Source organism: Paenarthrobacter sp. AR 02 (assembly GCF_021538675.1).
In the GTDB taxonomy this organism is placed as follows: domain Bacteria; phylum Actinomycetota; class Actinomycetes; order Actinomycetales; family Micrococcaceae; genus Arthrobacter.
The window spans coordinates 1-23,726 of sequence record NZ_JAJUKH010000017.1; the positions used below are offsets into that span (position 1 = coordinate 1).

Genomic DNA, 23,726 nt, shown 5'->3' on the forward strand with positions numbered 1-23,726 from the left:
CCGCGTCCGAACAACACCACCGCGGCCGCACGCTGTTCCTCGGACAATGAACTGCTCTTAAACATCAAACTGCTCCCCGTAAGTCAGAACTGAATTTTCAGTCCAACTTTCGGGGAGCAGTTCACTTGGTGGGGCCCGCTTTTGTTTTGCTTTTTGGCGGGTACGACGGCGGCCGCGCACCTCGCGTGAGGTGAGCGGCCGACGTCGTTGTTTTGCTGCTGGTGTGGCGCTAGTTGACCTGGTTGATGATGGTCTCGGCAACCTCACGCATGCTGAGGCGACGGTCCATGGAGGTCTTCTGGATCCAACGGAAAGCTTCCGGCTCCGTCAGGCCCATCTTGGTGGTCAAGAGGCTCTTGGCGCGCTCTACAAGCTTGCGTGTGGCGAACTGCTCCTGAAGGTCCGATACCTCGTTCTCAAGCGCCTTGATCTCCTCGTGGCGGCTCAGCGCGATCTCAATCGCGGGGATGAGGTCCGCGGGGGAGAAGGGCTTCACAACGTAAGCCATGGCGCCGGCGTCGCGTGCACGCTCCACCAGTTCCTTCTGGCTGAAGGCGGTCAACAGGACAACCGGAGCGATCCGGGCCTTCACGATCTTCTCAGCAGCCGAGATGCCGTCCATGACCGGCATCTTGACGTCCATGAGGACCAGGTCCGGTTTCAGTTCCTCAGCCAGCTGCACGGCCTTCTCGCCGTTGTCAGCCTCGCCGACGACGTCGTACCCCTCGCCCTTCAGAATTTCGATAATGTCCAAGCGGATGAGCGTCTCATCCTCGGCTACGACAACGCGTCGGGCCGGCTGGCTCGTGGGTGCGGACTCCGTCTGTTCGGTCACGGGATCTCCTAGGAAAGGTTCGGCGGGTTCATGTCCATCTTAGTGTGGACTCTTTGATGGCTGGTTTTTGTTGCATCAGCGCGCCCGGTTCTTTGAATCAGCCTATCTGCATGTAGAGTAGTTTCGCGTGCTGGGAAAGGATCGCGTTGCTCACAGAAGTGAGAGCAGTCAGCGAGAATTAACTTCCCGGTAATCCGCGCCCGAGTGGCGGAATTGGCAGACGCGCTGCACTCAAAATGCAGTATCGAAAGGTGTGTGGGTTCGAGTCCCACCTCGGGCACGGCATACCCCCTCGTCAGAGGGGGTTTTTGCTTTAACGTGTGTACAAAGCTTGACATGTGCCTCTGATTAGTTGGCCCGGGTGGTGCCTGGCCGCCGGGCACGGCCTGTTCAGTTTGGATGGGGGAGGCTCGGCATCCTGGCGTGTGGGCGTTCCCCTTGCCAGGTCGTGGGGTCACTGGTGTCCTCTCGTGTGGTGTTCATTCGGCACTTGTTGGCCGCTCACTACTTCATGGAGTGCGGTTGTGGTGTCGACATGACTTGACCGAAGATCACGCTGGATATTCTTTCGAATCCGAACTCGCCTGTGGCCGTTGCGTCTGGTCGATTCTGGTCCTGCCAAAGGAGGTGTGGACAGTGTCCACACTTAAAGCAGACAACAATTAACCCCCTCCTGGCTTGGCTTTCGGAGTAACCACCTCTTCATTGGGTCTCTCACTTCCTGGCAACATGCCCTCCTGCTCACAGCCACATAGCCATGCGAAAGTCCAGACCCTGCAGGACCAGGCCTCTACTCTGACCGGAGAGTTAAGGGAGTTGATTACGCCCAAACTTCCGGGTTTTGGATGCAGGAGGGCAGGGTTCGGGCCGCTAAAAGAAGAACCCGTCCCTTTCCTACAAATTTTCTGCACCTGCGTTTGAGCATCATGTTGTGTGGCTTCCAATCAAGGGGTGCTGTCAGTCTTGACGGGAAAGCGTTCGTTCCTCCAGACGGTAACGGGACAATCGGATCTCTCGCGGGCGCGGCATCGACAAGCCCAGCGCCGATAAACCCACTTCCGTAAGAGGGCAGATCTTAGGAATACAGACGCGCCAACAGCTCCGCACCAGCCGTTTTGCCCTGGATAAAACTGACCGTAAGCCAGTGAAGACAGTTCTTAGCAGCGCTTCTTGACCATCCGTCGGCCCCTCGGCAGCCCGGCTCGTGCGTTGCCGGGCTGCAGAGGATCTCAAGCTCGCGAACGCAGAACGGTTACCGAACGGTCCCGCACAATAAGGGTGCTCACTGGTGCTTCCACCTGCTGGTCGGGGTCAGTGGAAAGGGCCAGCTCCCATTCCTGCCGGGGCGCCTCCGGAACGGTGAACTCCACACCGTTTTCGGCGGCGTTGAAGAGCACGGCGAAAGCATCTGAGCCCTCGTGTTCCAGGACAAACGCGATGGCCCGGTGGTCTTCGTTCCAGTCTCCTTCGCCGAAGTTCTGCGCGTCGGCCCGGAGGACCTGGACCGAGTTGGCGCTTCCGGTCTCCGGAGCCTGGCGGAACCAGTCGGGGCGCAGCGCCGGATTATTCCGGCGCAGGGTGATCAGGTCCTTTGTGAAGTCCAGCAGGCCGCCGTCCACCTTGTTCCAGTCGAACCAGGAAATTTCGTCGTCCTGGCAGTAGGCGTTGTTGTTTCCGTCCTGGGTGCGGCCCATTTCATCGCCGCCGAGGATCATGGGTACGCCGGTGGACAGGAGCAGCGTTGCCATAAAGTTCCGACGCTGCCGCTCGCGGAGCTCGTTTACCCCGGGATCGTCCGTGGGACCCTCGATGCCGTGGTTGGCGGAGCGGTTGTCACTTTCACCGTCGTTGTTGTCCTCGCCGTTGGCCTCGTTGTGCTTTTCGTCGTAGGCTGTGAGGTCGGCCAGGGTGAAGCCGTCGTGGGCGGTGATGAAGTTGACGCTGGAGACGGGGGCGCGGCGGCTGGCCTCGTAGACGTCGGGGCTGCCGAGGAATCGCTGTGCGAAGTCGCCCAGTACGTTGCCGCCGTCGTGCCAGAAATCCCGGGCGTCGTCACGGAACTTGCCGTTCCATTCAGACCAGTCGGCGGGAACCCGCCCACCTGGTACCCGGCTGTGTCCCAGGGCTCGGCGATCATTTTCACCGGGGCCAGGACGGGATCCTGCTGGATCAGGGTGAGGAAGGCGCTGTGCAGCTCCGCACTACCATCCTGCCTGGTCAACGTTGTGGCGAGGTCGAAGCGGAAGCCGTCAATGTGCATCTCTGTGACCCAGTAGCGCAGCGAGTCCATGATGAGGCCCAGCGCTGCGGGGTGCCCGACATTGAGACTGTTGCCGGTGCCCGTGGTGTCGAAGTATGCCGATTCCTCGCCTTCCACCAGGCGGTAGTAGGCGCCATTGTCGATGCCCTTGAAGGACAGCATGGGGCCCATGTGGTTACCCTCCGCGGTGTGGTTGTAGACGACGTCGAGGATCACCTCGAGCCCGGCCGCGTGAAGTGCCTTTACCATGGCTTTGAATTCGGCGACCTGGCCGCCGCCGTCGCCCGCGGAGCTGTAGTCGCCGTGGGGAGCAAAGAAACAAATGCTGTTATAACCCCAGTAGTTGCGCAGGCCCTTCTCCTCCAAATGGCTGTCCTGGACGAACTGGTGCACGGGAAGAAGTTCGACGGCGGTCACGCCCAGGTCCGTGAGGTGCTTGATGGCGGCAGGGTGGGCCAGCCCAGCGTACGTGCCCCGGATGTCCGCCGGTACGTCCGGGTGCTGCTGGGTGAAACCCTTGACGTGAACTTCGTAGACCACCGTCTCCGCAAGCGGGGTCCGCGGAGCGACGTCGGCGGTACCTTCGTCCCAGTCGAAGGAGTTGTCGGTAACCACACAGCGCGGAACCGAGGGGGCCGAGTCCGTTTCGTCCAGCTCCGAAGGCGCATTCATGTCATGGGCGAAGACTGCCTGGCCCCACTCGTAGCCACCCTCAATGGCGGTGGCGTGGGGGTCCAGGAGCAGTTTGTGGACGTTGTGCCGCAACCCCGCGTCCGGGTTCCATTCGCCGTCGACCCGTATGCCGTATCGGGTTCCGACTGTGACACCCGCAACCACGCCGTGGAACACATGACCCGTCCGGTCTGAAAGTCTGGTCCGCGTCTCGTTGCCGTCACCGTCGAACGCACAGAAGTCCACGGCGTCCGCTGTCTGGGAATAGATGGCGATGTTTGCGCCGCCCTCGCGCAGCGTGACACCCAGCGGATAGGGAAGGGAACGCGTGGCAGTAGCCAAACTCATGCGATGCTCGTTTCTCTGCGATGTGATTTCCAAATAATACTAAGTATGCTTACTAATAGCGAAATCGCGACTACATGGCTCGACCAAGCCGATATGTACGAACACAATCGCTATGCCATGACAAGCGCCTCATGTTGCAGCGGGGAATGCGCTGCCTGTGAGCTCTGGAGGCATGGGCGGGTCCAGGAGGCGCTTGCCGATCATGCCTTCCAGCTGGTACCGCTCCGGCGTGAGCGGCCCTTGTCCACTTCCTCGTGGTGAGTTATTGTCCGCAGCTACGCAGTCGGGCTACCCGGCTCGGGACCGTAGGTAGCAGCGTCCCACCAAGACGCGGTAGAGACTCCCTCATTCAGCACCCCATTGACGCCGCGATCCAGGACGCATGATCCCGAACACCCGGCGTGAGGTACGCCCGTAGAACTCCGAAAGCCTAGCGATTTTCCCTGACCAGTTTCCCCAGTAACCCCATGAGACACCTCTCGGGCCTTCGGGGTCAGGGGGCCGAAATTCGGTGCCATCGAAAACGGCGGTCGAATGCCCACCTCCGTGTCACCAGCCGGATTCACGGGATCCAGGAAAGTTCCGCCGTGCATCGCACGTCCATCCTGCGGCGCCGTGGTGCCGTCCAGGGTGGATGGGGTTATATCCGTGCGGCTCGTCAATAATCCGGCGCGGCCGTCCGGGACGTGAGCGTCCGCGTGGAGATGAGGCGCCCAAACTTCGGCGGAAGTAATCAAAGCACTCAGCACTCCGTAGGAAGGAATATCAGGAACATGCATAAGCATACATATAACTAGCCAATCTAGCTAGTCTATCTAGTGACTTTGCTTTCCGATTGTCGATGCCGTGGGCGGTTTTGATGCCGCGCGGGCGAAGGTGGGCAGGGGTGTTGCGCGGTGAGTGCGCAAGCAAACAAGATCCCGGCGACATACATACCGACGTTGATTCCTGCGATCTGCGTGTGCTGGGCTCGTGCTCCCCGGACGTCGTCTACCTCCAGTTCACGGCACTAAGACTGGTAACGGATCCCCGTATGCACGACGAAGACGACGGCGGGCCTTCGCGCCGCCATCTTCGTCGTCCTGCTGCCCGGACAAGCCTTTAGGCGGAGGCGCCGCTGGTGACCTCGTCTGTGATGACGGAAGTTACAGGAAGGCCGCCGGAGAGGACGATGTGGCCGGCTTTAATGACGGTGCGGTTCCGGCGCTCGTCCCAGAGCACTGAGGGCTCGTCGAAGGGATTTCCGTCCAGTATCACGAAGTCCGCGCATGCCCCCTTCGCAATACGGCCCAGGTCATCGCGCCGGAGCAGTGCCGCGTTCGTTGAAGTCGCAGAACGGAGTGTGTCGTAGACTCCCAGCACTTCGCACTGCAGGCGAAGCCCGGCCAGCTGTTCATCCTCGAGCTCACCCATGAGGTCGCTGCCGAAGCCAATCCGGACTCCGGCGTCGCGCGCCAGTGTGACGGCGTTCTTGCCGGCGGCCAGGACTTCCTGGTTCTTGGCGACTCCTACCTCGGTAAGTCCGATTTCCGCTCCTCGGCGGCCCATAGCGTCGTATGTCACCAAGGTGGGTATGAGATAGACGTCATTCTCCGCCATGAGACGGGCGGTTTGAGCATCCAGCAGGTTGCCGTGTTCGATGCAGCGGACTCCGTTGAGGACTGAGTGCGTAATAGCCTCTGGCGAGTAGGCGTGCGCGGTGGCGTAGCTGCCGCGCCGCGATGCCTCTTCGGTGACAACGCGGATTTCCGCCGCGCTGTACTGGGGCACACGGATCGGATCGACAGGAGAGATCACTCCTCCGGAGGTCATGATCTTGATGGCCGTTGCGCCGGTCCGAAACCGGTGGCGCACCGCCAGCAGCAGGTCCTCGACGCCGTCCACCACCTCACACATATGGCCGCCATGGAAGCAGCTTGCATCGTTCGCGGCGCGAATGTCACCGTGACCGCCGGTTTGGCTCAGCGCCGGACCGGTAAAGAAGTACCGGGGACCGGGGTACAGTCCCTCCTCGATGGCAGTTGCCAGGCCGACGTCACCCCCAGCCACATCCCGGACTGAGGTGAAGCCCCGGCCGAGCGCGGCCTCAAGCCTGCGGGCACCGGCCAGCGCGGAATAGCTCAACGGCCCGGTTTCGTTGATCGCCGACGTCAGACTGAGCGCATACGCATGGAAGTGGGCATCGATGAGGCCGGGAATTACCACCCGGCCGCCCGCGTCAAGTATGTTTCCGGCGCCAGTGTCTTCGTCGGTGCTGCCTACGGCGGTGACCCTGCCATCCCGGATGACGATGGAGCCCTCAATGAGGGCGGGTGATTCGCCGTCGAAAATCCTGGCGTTCCGAATGGTCAGGCTTCCCTGGGAGTTGGGGATCACGTGCAGTATTTCCTTCCAATAGGGGGGGCGCACGCTAGCTCGTGGCAGCAAGTGCGTCTTCGAGGAGCCGGACAGAGCGCCTCGCAACCTCGACGGCGGCGTCCACCGAGGACTGGTCATAACTGCCTTCGGGTGCCAGGAAGTTCATCGAGCCGATCGTACGACCGTCGCTGAGCACCGGGACATTGACAATCGCGCCGCATCCCAGTGATTCGATGGTTCCGGAGTCGAAGAAGAAAGCCCTGACCGCTTCCCTGTCGGCACCCAGGAACGGCCGCTGTCCGATGAGGACCTGCTCCAGCCAGACAGGATTAGTGTCTCCCGCGAGGGTCTTCTTGCCGCCAACCGGGTAGACCTCGGGGTGGGTGGTGTAAACGCGCGCCATGCTGTCACCATCGTCGGCAATGACGGAGGCGGTGAAGAGACGGACGCCTACAGTGTCGCGGGCGGAGGCGTAGACGTCGTCGAAGGATTCAAACTGGGAACTCATGGGAGTCCTTTCTGGTTTCGTAGGGACCTTTAGAAACTTGTTTTCCGGGCGCCGCCGCACGGAGCACGTCCAGGAGCAGATGGACTGACAGCAACTGGGACGGATCGTCCAGCGGGACGCCCAATTCCCTGGCCCGGCCAAGCCGGGCCTGGAGGGTGTTGCGGTGCACATCGAGGGCCGCCGCTGCAAGGCTGACCGAGCCGCGGTGGTCAAGGAAGGCTGCCACCGCAGCGACGATCGCCTCCCGGTCAGGGCTAGCCATCAGCCGTGGCAGGCTCAGCTCGGCGACCAGCGCCACGGCATCCCTGTCGATGAAGGTGGTTGCCGCCGTCACGCCCAGGCCGGTGAAGCCCAAAACCGTGCCCTGCCCCGCCGGTCGGGCGGAGACGGCAGCCAGCCGCGCTTCCTGGATGATGGACGGGAGCGGCGGGGCCTCCTCCGCCCAGCGGGACAGGCCGGCCACCAAGCCCAGCTCGGCCAGGGAGGGCTGCAGCCGTGTCTTGAGCCGGAGTTCAAGCTGCGCCGCAATTGCTTGGTGGGCGGCCGGAACAAGTGCCAGCCAGCCGTCTTCGACCTCCGCCAGCGGGCTGCGGGGTGAGACCTTCCGCCAGAGCAGCCTCAGCACCGCCGTCAGGTCGTTTACGGGTGTGCGCAGGCCGCTATGGCAGATCCACACTGCCGCGTAGCGTTCGTCCCGGCGCCACCCAAGCTGTGTGAGGAGGTGCCGGTGGTCTTCCTCGAAGTCCTTGCCGGACGAACCTAGGCCCTGGCTTAACCGGGCCAGGGCCGCAGTGGGAACAGCCCGGACTGTGTCCCGGGAATTGCCCAGTAACCAAGCGGCCTTCACCGAGGGTGCAGCCACTTCCAGGATCGATCGGACCAGCGGTAGGTTGAGGACACTGGAGGCGGGTAGGCGCACAGTGAGGGCAGAGGGGACGGTGGCGTCTGCGGCGCCCACGTCAACCGTAATGACCTTTGCGGGGTCCCGTGGGGCCGTGCCGGTTGAGGCGAGGACGACGCCGTCGTGTTCCAGCGAGACGCTAACCCCGTCCAGTTCCCGCGAGATAGTCCTAAGGACGTCGGGAAGGGCGCTGTCCTTGGCCACGGCCCGGGCGAACCGGGCGAGCTCGGCATCCATCACTGACAGGGCGGCGCCAATCTCGGCGGCCAAAGCCAGCGCGACTCCGGCGGGGTTCCCTTCCGCCGCCAGGAGCGTGATGCCAAGCCGTTCGGCCAGGCCGATCACCGCGCTGGAATAGGTGCTTCCGGCCACGACGACGGCGCTGGCCCGCCGTTCCCAGGCATGCCTGAGCGCGGCGGAGACGAGCCATCCACCGGAGCCCATTTCCGCCGAGAGGACCACAACTGTGTTCGGCCGCACCCGCTGGATTGCCTCGAGATGGGAGACCAAGACAACGCTCTCGACCAGGGCGCTGGAGGGGGTGAGGTACAGCGGGGTGGTGCCGCGCAGCGACCCGTGAGCCAGCAGGCCGGCAACGTCGAGCCGCGTGTCCTTCATGGTCCTACCCATGGTGCCGCCTTGGATGGTGGAGGGGAATGCCGAACGCGGCCGGTTCGGCCAGGTCCAGCCCGGCCTCCGAATACCATTGCGGCGCGGCACTGAGCTTAAGCACATCAACGACGCTGCCCACCCGAAGGTCGTCCAGGTTGGCCACGGAGCCATGCTCGGAATTGAGCAGCGTCACCATGTCCGGAACGGCCGCCGCGACGGCACCGTCCACGAGCACCAGCAGAATCTCATTCTGGATCTCCATCCGGATGATTTGTCCGGTGGTTTCCTCCTCCAGGGTCACACTGGAGGGCTGCGCCGGCAGTCCGAGGTCAGTCGGGCGGGAGAGGCCTTCAATGTGGGTCACCCGCCCCCTGGCGATGCGCGTCACGCCCAGCAACTCGGACAAGGACAGGAATTTGCTCTCCGCCGAGGTTTCGGCTTCGAGAATCTCGCCGATGTGGATCATCCGGCTGATGGAGCCGTGGACTCCGTGCTCTGCCAGCTGCCGTGCAGAACATGGATACATCACAGTGGCGGCCCAGCCGCCGAGCTCAGTGACGAGTGCGCGGACCAGCGTCTCGGCGCGCTGCGGATCACCCGCCTCTACTACGGCCCGCTCACCGGTTGCTCCCATCAGCGCGATGGGGGCGATCGCCACCCCGCCGATGGTCAAAGTGGTCTGGCTGATCAGAGGAAAGACCCGCCCCATGGGATCGGAGTCGACAACAGGAAGAGACGACTGCAGCCCCACCATGAGGGGAATGATTCCGTTGATATTGGCGGCGGCGAGCGAGTAAATGGCCCGCACCCTGCGCCCGAGCCTGGTTTCGATGGCCTCAATGCAGCCGGTGAATTCATCTCCCACGGGTGGCATGTCGGAGATGAACAGGCCTTGGGTCACCATGCCAACGGACACCACTAGGTCATCCGGAGCCAGTTCATCTACGGTGATGAGCTCGACGGACCGGGTCTGCATGGCCTCCTGGATCATGCCGGCGTAGACGTGTATGGCGGTGGGATCGATGGCGCAGGCCAGGAAGTGGGCGCCGGTTCGAAGGTGCCCTACGTCGTCCGGGGTGAGGACGGTGCTCATGCCGTGGCCTCCATGGCATGCGCATTAAGCGCCTGTTCCTCCGAGCCGGACGCACCGCCCGCGGCCTGGACCCGGATACGGATAATTCCGGGATTGCCGTAGGGCATGGCGTAGACGTTTGATTCGATGATGCGGGTATCTGTGGGGCCGGCGCCCAGCTGGACTGCAGCCGAGCTTGCTTCTTCCTCGGCCCGGTGCTGCACGCGGTGGAGGTCTGCTTGTCCGCTGACCCTTTCGAGCCTGTCGATCCACGCCGTCAGCGGAGTCGCGGCACAGCCCACGAGGGTCAGGTCCCGGGCAAGTGGAAGTGGTGGCACCAGGCCGTACTCAGGCGGGGTGTCCTGACTGGTGCGGATATCGGCGACCACCGTTTTGATACCCGGCCGGAATGGATGGTTCGCCGTGTATGGTTCCACGATGGCGGCGTTGGTGGCGAGGCTCGCTTCATACCCCTGCCGGATGAGGCTGCGCGCAACAGGAAGGCCGCCGCGCATGTTTCCCACGCTCACGCCCTCGTCGGTACAGATAACCACTTCGCCGTCACTCAGGCCGCCCAACGTGGCCGCGCCGAGGATCGCCATGGCCGCTTCAGGACGAAGCGCGTGCACGGGGGCCGTCGCCAGCCGCGCCAGGGGCGCCCGGCCGCCGTCGTTCCTTGCATAGGACAGTGCGGCGGCGGGGAAGTGGCGCTTCCCCGCCTCGTCCAGCATTGCCGCCAGTTCCTCGCCGGATTGCATCAGGGCGCTGTTGAGGACGGCGGTGTAGTCACGGTCGCGGAACGCGCCCGAGTAGAAATCGCTGGAGATGCTGATCCGCATGTCGCTGTTGTTGGACAGGATGGCATCCGCGATGCGGGTTTCGTGCTCGGCGGAGGCGGTGGAGCCGACGGCGGTGATGGCTATGTTCCGCAGGCCGCCGGACAGGATGGAAGGCAGTTCCAGCAGGAAGGCGTCCAAGCCCAGAGTCGCCAGCGGTCGTCCCCGCAGGTCGTGCCCGCCCTGGACATGCACGGTTTTAGTGACGGCGGGCTCGATGTGCGCAGGCAACCTGGTGTTGTGGAACTGGTCGGCCGGAGGACGGGGAGAGATGCGGACAGCGACGACGTTCCCGGGCCTGGCCGAGGCGAGGACGCGTCCGACGTCGGCCGTTACGTCGGTGATCTGGCTTCCGAACTGCAGTCGCAACGAGGACAGAACGCTGTCCAGCGCTTCCGCCAGGCTGCTGGCCCGCCGTTGTTCGGCTACCGAGACGACGGAGCGTCCCTCCACAACGAGCGCCCGGCAGCTGGTGCCCTTGAGCATCAGTCCTAACCGCATTGGCGGGCCTCCTGATCAGTGTTCTGTCGGGCCCTGGCCCCGCGATCCATCCGTGTCATATCTCTAGGGTCCACCCTGGCCGGTCATCTGGTGGATTTGCGGAAGAATAATCCGTCGGCCGCGACGGCCACGAGGATGAGGACGCCGGTCACCACCTGCTGGTAGGTGGTGTCCCAGTGCAGCAAGTTGAAGCCGTTGCTGATCACGGTGAGGATCATGACTCCCACGAAGGCCCTCCACATGGCACCTTGTCCGCCCAGGATGCTGGTGCCGCCGATGACCACGGCGGCGATGGCGGTGAGTTCGATGCCGATGGCCATGGCCGGCTGGGCTGACCCGGCACGTGAGGCCAAAATCATTCCAGCCATGGCGGAGCACAGTCCGCTGATGGCGAAGACGGCGACGTGGATGGAACCGGTCCGGATGCCGCTGAGACGGGCGGCTTCCTGATTGCCGCCTACCGCGTAGATCCTGCGCCCGAAAGTGGTGCGCCACAGAACAATTCCCAGCACAACGGTCATCGCCAGCATCAGGACCGAACCGGCGGTGAGGCCGAGGAGGCTTGGCCAGGTCCAGGTTTGGAAGGATGCGAGTTGGTCAGGAAGCGGCGCGACGATGGAACCGCCGGTGATCACAATGGCCAGCCCCCTGTAAATGATGCTCACCGCCAGTGTCCCGATGAACGAGTTGACCTTCGTGCTGACCACGATCAGCCCGGTAATCGAACCGAGCAGGGCACCCACAAGCAACGCCCCGAAGAAACCGGCCGCAACGCCGAAATGTTGGGTGATCATCACGCCCGAAATGGCGGAGACCGCGAGGGTGGCGGTCGAGGAGAGGTCGAAGACTCCGCTGATGATGCACAGGGTGGCTGCCGCGGCGAGCAGCCCCACCACGGCGGCCTGGTCGAACAAGTTGATGAAGTTGCGGCCGGTGAGGAATGTTCCGGTGTTCAGGGTCAGGAACAGCATGATGGCTGCCAGGCCAAAAACGATCCCGAAGTCTTTGAAGTTCAGATTGAATTTTTTCCCTGCCGACGAGGGCACGGCAACTGACGTAGTGGTCATGTGGTTCACCTATTTCAGAAAAGCGGAAGTCATGACTTCGTCACGGGTGGCGTTTCGGTCGAACTCGGCAACGATGCGCCCGTGCCTCATGACATGGATACGGTGGGACAGACCGAGCACTTCCTCAAGCTCGGAGCTGACCACGATGACTGCTGTGCCCCTCGCAGCCAGTTCAACGATGATGCTGTGGATCCGGGCCTTGGCGGCGATGTCCACGCCCCGAGTGGGTTCATCTACCAGGAGAACCGCCGGAGGATTCAACAGCCATTTGCCGAAAAGTGCTTTCTGCTGGTTTCCTCCGGAAAGGTTGGCTATCGGCTGTCCCGGGCGGGCTCCGCGCAGGTCGACTGACTTGCTGACGTCCTTGACCTCCGTCCATTCCCGGCGGGTCCTGACGAAGCCGGCCCATGAGCGTGCGGGCAGAGTCGAGAGGGCAATGTTCTCGCCGACTGGTCGGGACATGACCAAACCCTGTTCTTTCCGCGACTCGGGAATGAGGGCGATACCGGCCTTGATGGAGTCCCTGATGGAGCTGGGGCGGATGCGGCGGCCGTTGATTTCCACGTGGCCGCCGGTGGTTCGGTCGGCACCGAAAACGGCGAGCAGGGTTTCGCTGCGGCCGCTGCCCACCAGCCCGGCGATGCCTAGGATCTCCCCGCGGCGGACCTCCAAAGATATGTCCTTGACCTTGGCACTGGTCAATCCGGCCACCCGGATAACCGTCCCGGCTTCGGACGGTACCTGCGGAACGTCCGGGATGAGGAAATCGACTTCCCGGCCCACCATGAGCCGTACCAGCGACTCTGGAGTGTGGCCCCCGGCGTCTTCGGTAACGATGTGCTGTCCGTCGCGCAGAATGGTCACCCGGTTCACCAGTCCCAGGACTTCCTCCAGGTAGTGGGAGACAATCAGGACGGTGGTTCCGGTGCGGGCCAGCCGTTTGACGACCTGCAGGAGTTTTTCCTTCTCCGCCTCGTTAAGGACGGCGGTGGGTTCGTCCATGCACAGCACCTTTGCCCCGCGGGCAAGGGCTTTCAGGATTTCCACCTGTTGCTGTTGTCCGATGGGAAGGGTCCCCACCGTTGCCCTTGGGTCCAGCTCAAAACCGGTCTCTTCCAACAGCCGGGCGAAATGGTCGCAGTCCCGGTTGGGGGAGAGGAGGCTGCCCCTGTTCGACCAGTGGCCCAGAAAGACATTTTCCAGCACCGACAGGTTAGGGATCAGTGCCAATTCCTGGGAGATGAGAGAAATCCCGTGGGATATGGCGTCCCGGGGGGTTGCGATCCTGACCGGCTGTCCGTCCAGCTCCATGGTTCCGGAGTCCGCCGTGATGGCTCCGCCCAGGATTTTGAGCAGCGTGCTCTTTCCGGCGCCGTTTTCCCCCATGATGCCGTGGATTTCCCCGGGGGTCACCGACAACGTGACGTCCCTCAGCACCTGCGTTGCCCCGTAACTCTTGCCGATCCCGGAGACGGTGATTTCGGGGGCGGTTCTCCGGCTGGCGTGCTCGTGTTTTTCCAACTGTTGTATAGCCATGTTGACCTCTGGAAGTGGAAGGGAACTTAGGGCCAGGGTCCCGGGGCCGAAGCGGTGGGCCCCGGCCCCGGGGTGTTAGAAGCGGGGCTGTGCTAGTCCGAGTACTTTGAGACGTAGTTCAGGGAATCCAGTGCTTCTTTGGTGCCCTTGCCGTTGTTGGGGGAGAGACTGGCTTCGTCGATAGCGGTTTCCACCTGCTTTCCCCGGGCTTTGGCCAGCCCCAGTTCGGTGGCCTTGGCGCCGTTGGCCACGACGTCGCTCACATAGATGGAGAACCATTTGCCGGACCGGACCGCTTCCACGTTGGATACAGACGCGCCGTTGCCGATGAACTTGATGGCACTGTTCCCGGCGGCCGCGGCGGCTCCCGTGATGGCCTGGGATGCGCCGATCACCACGTTGACTTCAGGGTTCGCCTGGGAGACGTTCTGGAACGCCTGCCGGCCGCTGTCCTGCGTGTAGCCGCCTTCCACGCTGGCCACGAGTTTGATCTTCGGATCGGTGGCCAGTTCCGCTTTCACGGCCTCGGTCCGGGCATTGTCCAAAGGTAGGGACTTGAAGCCTTCAAGGTAGGCCACCTTGCAGGTGTCGCCCGGCACCTGGGCGCACGCTTCCTTGCCCATCTCGCCGAGCATCTTGCCGTTGCGGGTGGGCAGGTCCACGATGCTGATGGCGCCGGGGATCTGCGGCTGGGTAGTATCGAACTTCGGCCCGATGACGGAGAACTCGACGACTACAGTGATGCCTGCCTGCACTGCCTGGGTCAGCGGGGCGATGAGGGCCTGGTTGTCATTGGCCTGGACGACGATCACCTCGAACTGCTTGGACGTGACGGCATCCTGAATTTGCTGGACCTGGGTCTGAGCGCTGAAGTTGGAGTCCACGAAGGTGGCGCTGGCGTTGTTGGCCTTGGCCGCCTGCTCCACTCCAAGGTACGTGCCCTGTGCAAAGCCGTTGGATTTGGCAAAACCAAAGAATCCGACGTTGAGCTTCTGGTCCGCACTTGCAGCGGATGCCTCTGTGGTGCTGCTTTGGGCGGGCGGGGCGCATGCGGAGGTCAGCAGGGCGAGGCTCATGAGGGCCATCGCGGCGGCCGGGCGTTTTTTGAATTTCACGGTCAGTCCTTTCGATGAAGCGTTTAGTAGCCGTAGTGGGTCTTGGCGAAGTCCTCGGTGATGAATCCATTGACGATGTCGTACTCAATGTCTTCGCGGGAGCGCTGGGCGACATCGCCGAATCCACCGCCGCCCCCTACGGCCAGGCGAACCACGTCGCCGGCCTTGATTTTCCGTGCGTTGGCTTTCAGTGTCCGGACCTCATCCTGGCGGCCGGGGTTGATCACTACTTCCGGGCCCTTGGCGTCGGAGCCGCCGAAGAGGCCCCATGCCGGTGTCTTGGACCTTTCGAACCAGAGACCCACCACGCAGTCGGCGAGGAACTCATATTCACGGACCACTCCGTTGCCACCGCGCCACTGCCCGGGGCCGCCTGAGTTCGGCCGGATGGAGTATTCGTTGATCCGCAGCGGGTAGCGGGTTTCCATCATTTCGACAGGCAGGTCCTTCAGCGAACCGTTGACGTTGTTGATCATGGCGGATTCGCCGTCCGTGCCCTTCCATGCGCCCCAGCCGCCCAGGGTGGCTTCCATGCTGACGAAGTTCCGGCCGAAACGGGGATCGAAGCCGGCCGCGGTGATGATCATGGAGTCGCCGTGGCTGGCGCTGGCTACGCGGTCAGGCATCGCCGGTGCCATGGCCTTGGAGACCAGGTCTATCAGCAGCCCCAGATGCGAGAAGTACCACTGGCAGGGTGCCGGTGCGACGGCGCCGAGCACGGAGCCGGAACGGACCTGGGTAGTCAGTGGGCGGAAGGATCCGCCGTTGGAATTGGAGTCCGGGCTGACCAGGAGCTTGTACCCCACGCGCAGGGCGGAAACGGCTTGGGCTGCGCCGCAGTTGACCGGGCCCATGGTCTGGTCGGCCGAGCCGGTGACGTCGAAGTCCACCGTGTCGCCGGCCACGGTGATCTTCAATCGGATGGGGATGGGGGTGTCCAGATTGATGCCGTCGTTGTCCAGCACGCCTTCGGCTTCGTAGACGCCGTCGGGAATGTTCCGGACGGTTTCGCGCTCGATCTCCTCGGTCTGCCGGAAGATTTCATCACGGGCCGCATCGAGCTGCTCCATCCCATACCTGGACACCAGTTCTTTCATCCGTGTGGTTCCCATCCGGAGTGCGGCGATCATCGCATGCATGTCGCCGATGGTCTGGTAAGGGAAGCGAACGTTAGTGCGGATCAGGTCCACCACGGAGGTTTCGATGCCGGCCTCCATGAGTTTGACCGGCCCCATGCGGAAGCCTTCCTGGAAGATATCGGTGGCATCCATCGAGCCGCCCACGTCCTTGGACCCCATGTCCATCCAGTGCGCCCGGGTTGCGGCGAAACCGACTACAGATCCGTTGTCGAAGATCGGCGCGAAGATGGTGACGTCATTGAGGTGCGTTCCGCCGAGGTAGGAGTCGTTGAGGATCCACACGTCCCCCTCCTGCCAGACTTCGCGGCCGTAGAGCTCTTCGACGGCGATGGAACAGGTTTCGAGGTTGCCGAGGAACAGCGGGAGCCCGGCGGATTGACCGAGGACGCGGTGTTCGGTGTCCAGCAGCGCCACCACGCAGTCCCCGCCTTCGTAGAGGATGGGTGAGTAGGCGGAGCGAATTAGGGTGGCGTTCATGTCGTCCGCGGCGCTGGTGAGAGCGTTGCGGATGATTTCAACGGTTACGGGATCCAGGGTTTTGACTGCAGTGATTGTCATTTGCGGTACCTCAATTTCCTTCGGCGTCTTCGATGCGGATGACCAGGGAGCCGAACTCGTCGACCGTGACGTTGAACCCGGGCGGCACCACGGTGGTGGCAGTTTGTTCCACGATGATCGCGGGGCCTTCAAAAGCGTGGCCGGCGGCCAGATCGTCGCGACGCACCACGGTGGTTTCGTGTTCCGAGTGGTCAAAGACAACCGGGCGCATCTGGTGTTTGAACTCGGGGCTCTGGGCTGCAGGGAAGAGCGGTGCTTGCAGTCGGCCCAGGTCGCCCACAGCTTGCATGCGCAGTGCGACGATTTCGATGGGCGCTCCGGGGTTGGAGTGCCCATAGCGCTCGTGGTACATGGTGGAGAAGCGGGCCGCCAGGTTCGCGACGAAGTCTCTTGACTCGGGCTCGTCCGCGGAGGTCAAAGGAACGTTCAGCGAAAATTCCTGTGATTGGTAGCGCACGTCCACGGAGGGATTGGTCCGGCGGCTTTCCTCCGGAACCCCCTCCGAGACGAGGGACCCTAGTCCCTCCACTTCCATCCGCCGCAGGACCCCGGACATGTCGGCGACGTCGATGTCTTCGTCGAGGTAGAAGTACGGCTCGGAGAAGTCCTTGCGGATGTTGGTCTGCAGCATGCCCCAAGCCGAGAACGCGCCGGGGAAGCGGGGAACCACGGTTTCCGGGATCCCCAGCTCCTTGGCGAGGAAGACTGCATGCATGGGGCCCGCGCCGCCGAAGGCGACCAGGGCGAAGTCGCGAGGTTCGATGCCGCGGGAGATCGTGATGGTCCGGATAGCTTGGGCCATCTGGGAATTGGCGACATCGCAGATGCCTTCGGCCATAGCGATCGGGTCAAGGCTGAGCTGGTCCCCCACGGTTTTGAGGGCCGTGATGGCCGCTTCCCGGTCAAGGGCGACCTGACCGCCTGCGAACCAGTCGGGGTCGACCCGGCCCAGCACGAGGTTGGCGTCGGTGACGGTAGGTTCGGTGCCGCCGCGGCCGTAGCAGGCCGGGCCGGGAGTGGCACCGGCGGATCGTGGGCCCACCCGGAGCCCGCCGGCTTCGAGCCATGCCACCGAGCCGCCGCCGGCTCCCACGGTGTGGATGTTGACGACGCTCATGAGCATCGGCAGGCCTTCGAGGTGGGCCTCGGTGGAAACGTCGGGTTTGCCGTCGACCACCAGGGAGACATCGAAGGAGGTGCCGCCCATGTCAACGCCGATGAGGTTGCGGTTGCCGGAAACGGCAGCCAGTTCGACGTCACCCATCGCACCGCCAACCGGTCCGGACAGCAGCGTTTGGAGGGGACGCTTGCGGGCTGATTCCGCGGTGAGTACGCCGCCGGAGGATTGCATGATGTGCAGCGGGGCCTCCACGCCGCGGTCGGCGAGCTTTTCTTCCAGGTCCAGGAGGTAGTTGCGGACCACGGGGCCGGTGTAGGCCTCGACGACGGCGGAGGAGGTGCGCTCATATTCGCGCCATTCCTTCGCTGCTTCGTGGGAGAGGGAGACGGTGAAGTCTTCGCCGAGTTCTTCGAGCAGGATTTCGCGGGCGCGAAGTTCGTGGGCCGGGTTCTTGTAGCTGAAGAGAAATGCCACGGCTACAGCGCCGTATCCCTCTTCCAGGGCACGGCGGGCCGCCTGGCGGACGGCAACTTCATCGAGCGGGCGGATTACCAGGCCTTGGGCGTCAAGGCGGCCGCCGACGCCGATGACGTCCTTCCGCTCGACCAAGGGAGCCGGCTTCCGGTACTGGGCGTTATAGAGCTCCAGGCGCGGGCCACGGGCGATGTGGTACGAATCCTCGAGGCCGGCCGTCGCCAGTAGTAGAACGGAAACACCGCGGCGCTCAAGGAAAGCGTTCAGTCCCTGCGTCGTGCCGTGGACCAGGAACTCTACATCGGAAAGGTCGGTAACAATCGATTCGAGGCCGGCGATGACGCCGGCGCTCAAGTTGCCCGGCGTGGTGGATGCTTTCGTCGCCTCATAGGTCCCTGCAGCCTGGTCGTACGCGACGATGTCAGTGAACGTTCCGCCGATATCCATCGACACCCTGTAGTTCGGCATATGTATCTCCTCATGATTCCGGGTTGAACTTGGTGTGTGGAAAATCACGTTAGACATGAGGGGTCTCGGGTCACGGTGCGTCGTGCACAATGCAGGTAGAGGAAAAAGGGCGTGCTGCCCAAGAAGCCGTGCGGAAGGCTGGTTCGGCAGGGGTTTTAGGGGCCCGAGAAATCAGCGTACGGAATTCCCGGGTGATGGTTGACACGCTTGCTGAGCCACTCGGGGCAGTTTCCTGTGCCAGATCGGTGAAGGCTAAGTGGAGCGGCCAAGTCGGCGCTTCTCCTGCAGGGAGCTGAGTTGGTCTTGCAGCGGCACGCCCGTCGCCGGGAGATCAGTGAAGGGTTGGACTTTGTGATGAGTCACGACGCTGAACTGCTGACCCGCCTTGAGGACGCGTGACAACGTACCTGGACATTGAGGACGCCCTGCAGGTTGTAGACCGCTATGGCTTCCACATCCGGGATGTTGGTCTGTTGGCATCGGCGTTGGCCAGGCCTGCGACAACCGTCATGGGTGCAGAGGCATACGGTGATCTGGCGACGAAAGCAGCTGCTTTGTTGGAGTCCGTCGCACGTTTTCATCCCCTGAGCGACGGCAACTAGTCCACGGCCGCCACGACTTCGCAACTGATGAGGGGTTCGAGCTGGTTGTGGGCGTCGCCGCAGGAGGCATCGACTTAAGGGACTCTGCAGCGGCAATTTCGAAGCACCTCGTAGCCCGCTGACCTGGTGCGTCGGAATCGCAAAAAGGAGGTGTGCACATTGTGCACACCTTTCCCTTCGGACTGGCCCGTACAACTGCCGGACTGCCTCGGATTCCGCATGTTTCCGCGACTTCCCAGTGTTTACAAGGCCCAGAATCGCGTTCGAGTACCACCTCGGGAACGGCATACCTCCTCGTCAGAGGGGGTTTTTGCTTTAACCTGTGTACAAATGTGGACACGAGTCCCCGATGCGTGGTGCCGGCTGATGCCGGCCCGCCGGTGGGCCTGTTCAGTTTTGGGGGGAGCGGGTTCAGGGTCTTGGCTGGTGGGCCCTCCGCCTGCTCTGAATTGGGGGTATGTGATCTTGTCTTGGTGCGTTCGGTAGGTCGTGGTTGTCCTACACCTCTTCATGGGTAGGGGCCCATTGCAAGAGTTGAGATTGAGCGGAAGTCCCGAAATCCCGGACCGGTAGCGGTGCGAAGTTGAACCTCCTGGCATTTAGCCGGGGCCTGTCCAGTCTGGGCGCCTCCATGGCGACGGCGGCTTTGATGCTGGCCTTCCAGACAGCCGGGGCGTCAACGTGGACTGTGACTCCGCTGTTGTGCTTAGCCTCTTGCCTAGCGTCGTCTTGGGGCCGCTTGTCGCCGGTGGCTGGACCGCGTCGGGACCACGAGAACCTGACAAACACGTTTAGCCTGCGCGGTTGCATCGGCATTGCCGTTGCCTTCACGTCCGACGTCACAGTGCTGTTGGTGCTGCTTGGGGTGGCCTCTGTGTGTCTGTAATCGATGGTCCACCGCTGACATTACTTGTGCTCAAGGTCCAGATGCCAGGCTGGGGCCCGTGCCTGCCATCGCCCGGATGTGAGCGTTCCGCGGCGCGGGTATCGTTCTGGGCCGTTGTCGGCTGGTGTGCTCGCGGACCATCTCGGCAGCAGGATCGTACTGCTGATCGGCGCTGGTTTATTCTGGCTTGTCGCCGTGGTCATCGTGTTGTTGGGTGTGCGCCGGTACCCCCTGAGAACAAGGCGCCGACACAGCCCGCATGGTTCAAGCTGGTAGCCGCCGGCCGGCCGTCTTGTCTGTGGTGAAGACTTTGGGGTTTGGAAGTGAGCCAGCCGTGAGCGAGTTAGTACTCGGCCGCAGTTTCAGTGACGACGAAATAGACGGCGGCTTTGTCGGCGGAGCTTGCGGCCATGTCCAGGTTGGGTCCATTCCGACCCCTGCAAGACGAATGCAGCTCCGCCAACGAGTCTTCTCCTTATTTCGCATGTGATAACTACTTACTGAAGGCGGGTAGTGGTCGGCGCCAATCAAATCAGCGGCTGTGATTTGCGACGGGTTACGGCCAATGTTAGCGTGGCATTTCAATCTGGAGTTTTCTCGGTCATCCGATTGCGTAACTGTGAAAGGATCGTTTTGGGGGCGGTTTTCAGCACGACAATGTTCACGATTGCGTTCTTGGTTGTAGCAGGCCTACTTCAAATGCTGGCCTCGCAGGTTAAGTCCGGCGATTCGAAGCCAAACTATACGTTTGGCATCCGCTCGAAGGCTACTCTTTCGTCTGAGCGTGCATGGAATGCAGCACACACTTCAGCGCTTGGTGCCCTGAAAGCTATTCCAGTGATGCTCATCGGCTTTGTGGCAACACTGTGGGTCATATTCGCAGTACTACCCAAGGATGATTCAAGTATTCCGTGGATCTTCTTCTCGGGTATGTGGTTCACGGCCATCATGGTGGCCCTGCTCATGCACATGTACTACAAAGCTGATTCGCTGGCTCGACGAATTACTGAGGGCGATAAATAATCTAAAGCGTCAATCAGTCTACAACTAAATGCATTTTCATTAATATTTGGGGATATTGCGTTTTATAGTTCATCTAGTCGAACTTTTCGCATCGGCTTGGCTCCCGAGGAAACTACAGTGGCTTCCCCTAAAGCAAGTCGGCACCGGCTGGAACGCCATGAACCTGGTCAGCACCCCCGGGCGACTTCAACGGGGACCGTAAGCCAGATGTCTTGGCCCGCGACAGTGCAGGTGACCTGTGGATTTTGTAGATGATCCGAGGGTCTATCTGCGGGGTAGGCGGCGTGAGTACAGGCCGGGGTAGTCGATGATGAAACCGTCAGGATCGACCGTGATGTTGCAGGTGAAGTCGCTGTCCAGGGATTCATAGAGATACAGATTGACGGCGGTTCTCGTGTACGCCTGCGGGTCTGGCAGCACCCGGAGCGAGGGGGCTTCGATATAGGCCGTGGTGATCTCGGCCCGGGATCCAATGGCGAGGTTGAGACGCCGGATCGGCAGGGTGTTGGTGAAGGGGCTGAATCCCAGGTCGATGTCGATGGCGCCCTCCAGGTCCGGGCGTCGCTCGCCATTGACGCCCCAGGTTCCGTCATTGCCTCGCTGGACCTCCAGCCTCCGACTGTCGTGACCGTGAAGCGTGAGCTTACCGAAAGACCCATTGGTCATCAAGGGTGACCTCATACTCGGAGCGCCCCTCACAGGAGGTGATGATGGATCGAGCCCGGAAGCTTTTGCCCATCGTAAATGTGAGCCGTTCGACGCTGCGCGTCTGCACGCCATACCAGGTGTAGTCCACCACCAGTTCCTCCCACCGCATCCGTAGTAGCAACAGTTTCTGTGGAAGCTGCCTGAAGGGGAAGCTTCTGCCCAGCCACTGTTTGATAGCGCCGAATAACTTAAATAGGGCCGACGCACCTCCCTCCGCGGAACTTCCCGGGGTTACTGTTGGATACAACAATTGGGGGAGTAAGAATGAGGCCAATAACTGTCGGCAGCGGTAAGGGAACGGTCGAGCTCACCGATGGTGACGTCCTTCATCTGGTGTGGGGGCCACATACGGTCCTCCTGGCCGATGACGTCCACGATGCCATGGCCACGATCAACGAGCTCGCGGACGGTGCAGAGTTCCCGTTACTCATCGATATCACGAACACCAAGGAAGTTACCCGTGGGGCCAAAGCGGTGTTCAGCACCAAGTGTGCCGCCTCCCGGATTGCTTTATTGGGCACCAGCCCTGTGAGCCGCGTGATAGCGAATTTCGCCATGTCACGACGGACACTGCCTTCTCCTACAAGGTTTTTCACGTCCAAAGATGACGCAATGTCTTGGCTCGTCCAAGCGCAACCGCCAGAAACCCTGGCTTGAGGGCTCACTAACTCTTGCTTCTCCTCCGATCCACGGGGGACGAGAATGCTGATGCGATCCGGCGCCGGACCCTCGAATCGGCAACCGCTGACGACCTTCAGGGTCCGCTCGGGGAGATCCTTCGGGTGTTGTTGGACGCGCCAAAAACCTAGCAAGCGGCTTTGTCCCTACGGGTCGGGGCGGGCGCTAGCCGGGTGCGTCCCCTGTGGACCCCCGTACCTGCAGCTGCGAGGGGACTTGGTGAACCCGGGCGGGCAGCTCCGGTGTGGTGAGGCGTTGCAGGATGAACTTGCCGGCCTCGACGCCTACTGCCAGGTTGCCGTTGTCCACGGATGTCAGGGAGAGGTGCCTGATTTTGGCGAGATAGGTGTTGTCGTAGCCCACCAGGGACAGGTCTTCGGGTACGGATAGGCCTAGGTCGTCGGCGGCGGACAGCGCGCCGATGCATGCGATGTCGTTGTAGGCAAAGATCGCGGTTGGCCTGTCCTCCTCGGACAATAGCCGGCTGGCCGCGGCGTAGGCGCTTTCCTCGCTCAGTCCGCCGGCGAGAACCACCGGCTCGAGCCCGGCGTCGCGCATGGTCCGCTCGAACGATTCCTGCCGGATTCGGCCTACTTCGGCCGGCCCCTGCAGGTGTGCGATCCTCCGGTGTCCCAGCGCGAGGAGGTGTTCGGTCGCTTGGCGAGCACCAGCGTCGTCGTCATTGACCACAATGTCGACGCCCGGCAACACTGGCTCGCGGGTTCCCGCCAGGACTACGGGGATAGTCTGCGCCGCCTTTTCGATCGCGGTGGATTCCGTCGTAGTGCCGACCACCACCAGGCCGTCAATCCGTTGCTCCAGCAGGGTCTCCAAGGAGCTGCGGCCAACGCGGGTGTCGGTGTAGGAGTCGGCGAGGACCGGGGAGACTCCGGCCGCGTGAAGGGACGCCGTAAGCCCTTCCAGCAGTTCCACGAACCATGGGTTCCGGATGTCGTTGAGCATCACGCCGATGGTTCCACTGCGCGGACCGGACAGGCGTTGGGCCAGCCGGTTGGGCCGGTATCCCAGCTCCTCCATGGCCTTCAGGACATCGCGACGGCGGCCCTCACTGACGTTGACCGACCCCTGGAGGACCAGTGAGACCAGGGACTTGGAGACCCCCGCGGCGCTTGCGACGTCGCGAATGGTGGGCTTGGTGGCCGGCATGCAGTATCTCCTCTCGCAGCTTCCATCAAGCTTAGGGGCTTGACTGGGCCTGCTCGTCACCTCCATTATGGACCGGTCCAAGTAAATTCCAAAGAGTCAAAGAGGATCCTTCAATGAGTGCACCCAATTCGAGGCAGTTGGTCGCCGGAATGGTTGGTGGCGGTCCGGGCGCCGACATCGGCAAGACCCACCGTTACGCCATGCGGCTGGATGGCCACTACGATCTCCGGGCAGGAATTTTCGGGCGCGATGAGAGCAGTTCCCACGCCACCGCCGTCGAAC

General features: G+C 62.4%; 18 protein-coding genes, 1 tRNA gene and 1 pseudogene. 5 read left to right on the top strand and 15 right to left on the bottom strand.

The features are described 5' to 3' along the window. Positions 1-229: 229 nt before the first annotated feature. Positions 230-835 (bottom strand): ANTAR domain-containing response regulator, encoded by a 606-nt coding sequence (locus LRQ04_RS20360; RefSeq protein WP_235522119.1) that lies wholly within the window; start codon positions 833-835, stop codon positions 230-232. Between the two features lie 198 nt (positions 836-1,033). Here LRQ04_RS20360 and LRQ04_RS20365 point away from each other — a divergent pair. Beyond that, positions 1,034-1,115: transfer RNA gene (locus LRQ04_RS20365), tRNA-Leu, on the top strand. Positions 1,116-2,064: 949 nt separating this feature from the next. Here the strand turns inward: LRQ04_RS20365 and LRQ04_RS20820 are convergent. From LRQ04_RS20820 to LRQ04_RS20420, 12 genes are all read right to left on the bottom strand, one after another. Beyond that, complete coding sequence (locus LRQ04_RS20820) at positions 2,065-2,583, bottom strand: hypothetical protein (protein ID WP_374198993.1); 519 nt, start codon at positions 2,581-2,583, stop codon at positions 2,065-2,067. Between the two features lie 32 nt (positions 2,584-2,615). Further along, positions 2,616-4,115 carry a glycogen-debranching protein gene (locus tag LRQ04_RS20370; RefSeq protein WP_374198994.1) on the bottom strand — a complete coding sequence of 500 codons (1,500 nt, stop codon included), beginning with the start codon at positions 4,113-4,115 and terminating at the stop codon, positions 2,616-2,618. 1,101 nt (positions 4,116-5,216) lie between these two features. Further along, positions 5,217-6,491: an amidohydrolase family protein gene (locus LRQ04_RS20375; protein ID WP_235522120.1), complete on the bottom strand. Its 1,275-nt coding sequence runs from the start codon at positions 6,489-6,491 to the stop codon at positions 5,217-5,219. A gap of 34 nt (positions 6,492-6,525) precedes the next feature. Beyond that, complete coding sequence (locus LRQ04_RS20380) at positions 6,526-6,981, bottom strand: GAF domain-containing protein (RefSeq protein WP_235522121.1); 456 nt, start codon at positions 6,979-6,981, stop codon at positions 6,526-6,528. Then, positions 6,965-8,512: a helix-turn-helix domain-containing protein gene (locus tag LRQ04_RS20385; protein WP_235522122.1), complete on the bottom strand. Its 1,548-nt coding sequence runs from the start codon at positions 8,510-8,512 to the stop codon at positions 6,965-6,967. Before LRQ04_RS20385 ends, LRQ04_RS20380 begins: the two co-directional genes overlap by 17 nt. Further along, entirely contained in the window at positions 8,505-9,587 is a 1,083-nt protein-coding gene (locus LRQ04_RS20390; protein ID WP_235522123.1) for a DUF917 domain-containing protein, read from the bottom strand. Before LRQ04_RS20390 ends, LRQ04_RS20385 begins: the two co-directional genes overlap by 8 nt. Further along, on the bottom strand, positions 9,584-10,903 hold the full coding sequence (locus LRQ04_RS20395) for a methylhydantoinase (RefSeq protein ID WP_235522124.1): 1,320 nt from the start codon (positions 10,901-10,903) through the stop codon (positions 9,584-9,586). Before LRQ04_RS20395 ends, LRQ04_RS20390 begins: the two co-directional genes overlap by 4 nt. 83 nt (positions 10,904-10,986) lie before the next feature. Then, positions 10,987-11,970, bottom strand: a complete 984-nt coding sequence (locus LRQ04_RS20400; RefSeq protein ID WP_235522125.1) for an ABC transporter permease — start codon at positions 11,968-11,970, stop codon at positions 10,987-10,989. A gap of 9 nt (positions 11,971-11,979) precedes the next feature. Beyond that, the gene (locus LRQ04_RS20405; RefSeq protein WP_235522126.1) at positions 11,980-13,506 is read right to left on the bottom strand and encodes a sugar ABC transporter ATP-binding protein; all 1,527 of its coding nucleotides are present in this window, start codon (positions 13,504-13,506) and stop codon (positions 11,980-11,982) included. Between the two features lie 92 nt (positions 13,507-13,598). Beyond that, complete coding sequence (locus LRQ04_RS20410; RefSeq protein ID WP_235522127.1) at positions 13,599-14,621, bottom strand: sugar ABC transporter substrate-binding protein; 1,023 nt, start codon at positions 14,619-14,621, stop codon at positions 13,599-13,601. A 23-nt stretch (positions 14,622-14,644) separates the two neighbouring features. Next, the gene (locus LRQ04_RS20415) at positions 14,645-16,318 is read right to left on the bottom strand and encodes a hydantoinase B/oxoprolinase family protein (RefSeq protein ID WP_235522128.1); all 1,674 of its coding nucleotides are present in this window, start codon (positions 16,316-16,318) and stop codon (positions 14,645-14,647) included. Between the two features lie 10 nt (positions 16,319-16,328). Next, positions 16,329-18,380, bottom strand: a complete 2,052-nt coding sequence (locus tag LRQ04_RS20420; RefSeq protein WP_235522129.1) for a hydantoinase/oxoprolinase family protein — start codon at positions 18,378-18,380, stop codon at positions 16,329-16,331. Positions 18,381-18,775: 395 nt separating this feature from the next. Here LRQ04_RS20420 and LRQ04_RS20720 point away from each other — a divergent pair, with 395 nt between their 5' ends. From LRQ04_RS20720 to LRQ04_RS20825, 3 genes and pseudogenes are all read left to right on the top strand, one after another. Further along, the gene (locus LRQ04_RS20720; protein ID WP_235522130.1) at positions 18,776-18,982 is read left to right on the top strand and encodes a type II toxin-antitoxin system death-on-curing family toxin; all 207 of its coding nucleotides are present in this window, start codon (positions 18,776-18,778) and stop codon (positions 18,980-18,982) included. Positions 18,983-20,381: 1,399 nt separating this feature from the next. Next, the gene (locus tag LRQ04_RS20725; protein WP_235522131.1) at positions 20,382-20,891 is read left to right on the top strand and encodes an SdpI family protein; all 510 of its coding nucleotides are present in this window, start codon (positions 20,382-20,384) and stop codon (positions 20,889-20,891) included. A gap of 203 nt (positions 20,892-21,094) precedes the next feature. Then, a pseudogene (locus LRQ04_RS20825) lies at positions 21,095-21,142 on the top strand (hypothetical protein); the annotation flags it as partial. Between the two features lie 13 nt (positions 21,143-21,155). Here LRQ04_RS20825 and LRQ04_RS20435 read toward each other — a convergent pair. Continuing rightward, the gene (locus LRQ04_RS20435; protein WP_235522132.1) at positions 21,156-21,557 is read right to left on the bottom strand and encodes a putative glycolipid-binding domain-containing protein; all 402 of its coding nucleotides are present in this window, start codon (positions 21,555-21,557) and stop codon (positions 21,156-21,158) included. A gap of 306 nt (positions 21,558-21,863) precedes the next feature. Here LRQ04_RS20435 and LRQ04_RS20440 point away from each other — a divergent pair, with 306 nt between their 5' ends. Next, positions 21,864-22,256 (top strand): STAS/SEC14 domain-containing protein, encoded by a 393-nt coding sequence (locus LRQ04_RS20440; protein ID WP_235522133.1) that lies wholly within the window; start codon positions 21,864-21,866, stop codon positions 22,254-22,256. Positions 22,257-22,442: 186 nt separating this feature from the next. Here the strand turns inward: LRQ04_RS20440 and LRQ04_RS20445 are convergent, their stop codons facing one another. Further along, on the bottom strand, positions 22,443-23,444 hold the full coding sequence (locus LRQ04_RS20445; RefSeq protein WP_235522134.1) for a LacI family DNA-binding transcriptional regulator: 1,002 nt from the start codon (positions 23,442-23,444) through the stop codon (positions 22,443-22,445). Positions 23,445-23,726 lie beyond the last annotated feature (282 nt).

Coding starts and splice junctions, on each gene's coding strand:
- LRQ04_RS20820 (WP_374198993.1), bottom strand. CDS start 2,583: ATGGCAACGCTGCTCCTGTCCACCGGCGTACCCATGATCCTCGGCGGC.
- LRQ04_RS20370 (WP_374198994.1), bottom strand. CDS start 4,115: ATGAGTTTGGCTACTGCCACGCGTTCCCTTCCCTATCCGCTGGGTGTC.
- LRQ04_RS20380 (WP_235522121.1), bottom strand. CDS start 6,981: ATGAGTTCCCAGTTTGAATCCTTCGACGACGTCTACGCCTCCGCCCGC.
- LRQ04_RS20385 (WP_235522122.1), bottom strand. CDS start 8,512: ATGGGTAGGACCATGAAGGACACGCGGCTCGACGTTGCCGGCCTGCTG.
- LRQ04_RS20390 (WP_235522123.1), bottom strand. CDS start 9,587: ATGAGCACCGTCCTCACCCCGGACGACGTAGGGCACCTTCGAACCGGC.
- LRQ04_RS20395 (WP_235522124.1), bottom strand. CDS start 10,903: ATGCGGTTAGGACTGATGCTCAAGGGCACCAGCTGCCGGGCGCTCGTT.
- LRQ04_RS20400 (WP_235522125.1), bottom strand. CDS start 11,970: ATGACCACTACGTCAGTTGCCGTGCCCTCGTCGGCAGGGAAAAAATTC.
- LRQ04_RS20405 (WP_235522126.1), bottom strand. CDS start 13,506: ATGGCTATACAACAGTTGGAAAAACACGAGCACGCCAGCCGGAGAACC.
- LRQ04_RS20415 (WP_235522128.1), bottom strand. CDS start 16,318: ATGACAATCACTGCAGTCAAAACCCTGGATCCCGTAACCGTTGAAATC.
- LRQ04_RS20420 (WP_235522129.1), bottom strand. CDS start 18,380: ATGCCGAACTACAGGGTGTCGATGGATATCGGCGGAACGTTCACTGAC.
- LRQ04_RS20435 (WP_235522132.1), bottom strand. CDS start 21,557: ATGACCAATGGGTCTTTCGGTAAGCTCACGCTTCACGGTCACGACAGT.
- LRQ04_RS20440 (WP_235522133.1), top strand. CDS start 21,864: ATGAGGCCAATAACTGTCGGCAGCGGTAAGGGAACGGTCGAGCTCACC.
- LRQ04_RS20445 (WP_235522134.1), bottom strand. CDS start 23,444: ATGCCGGCCACCAAGCCCACCATTCGCGACGTCGCAAGCGCCGCGGGG.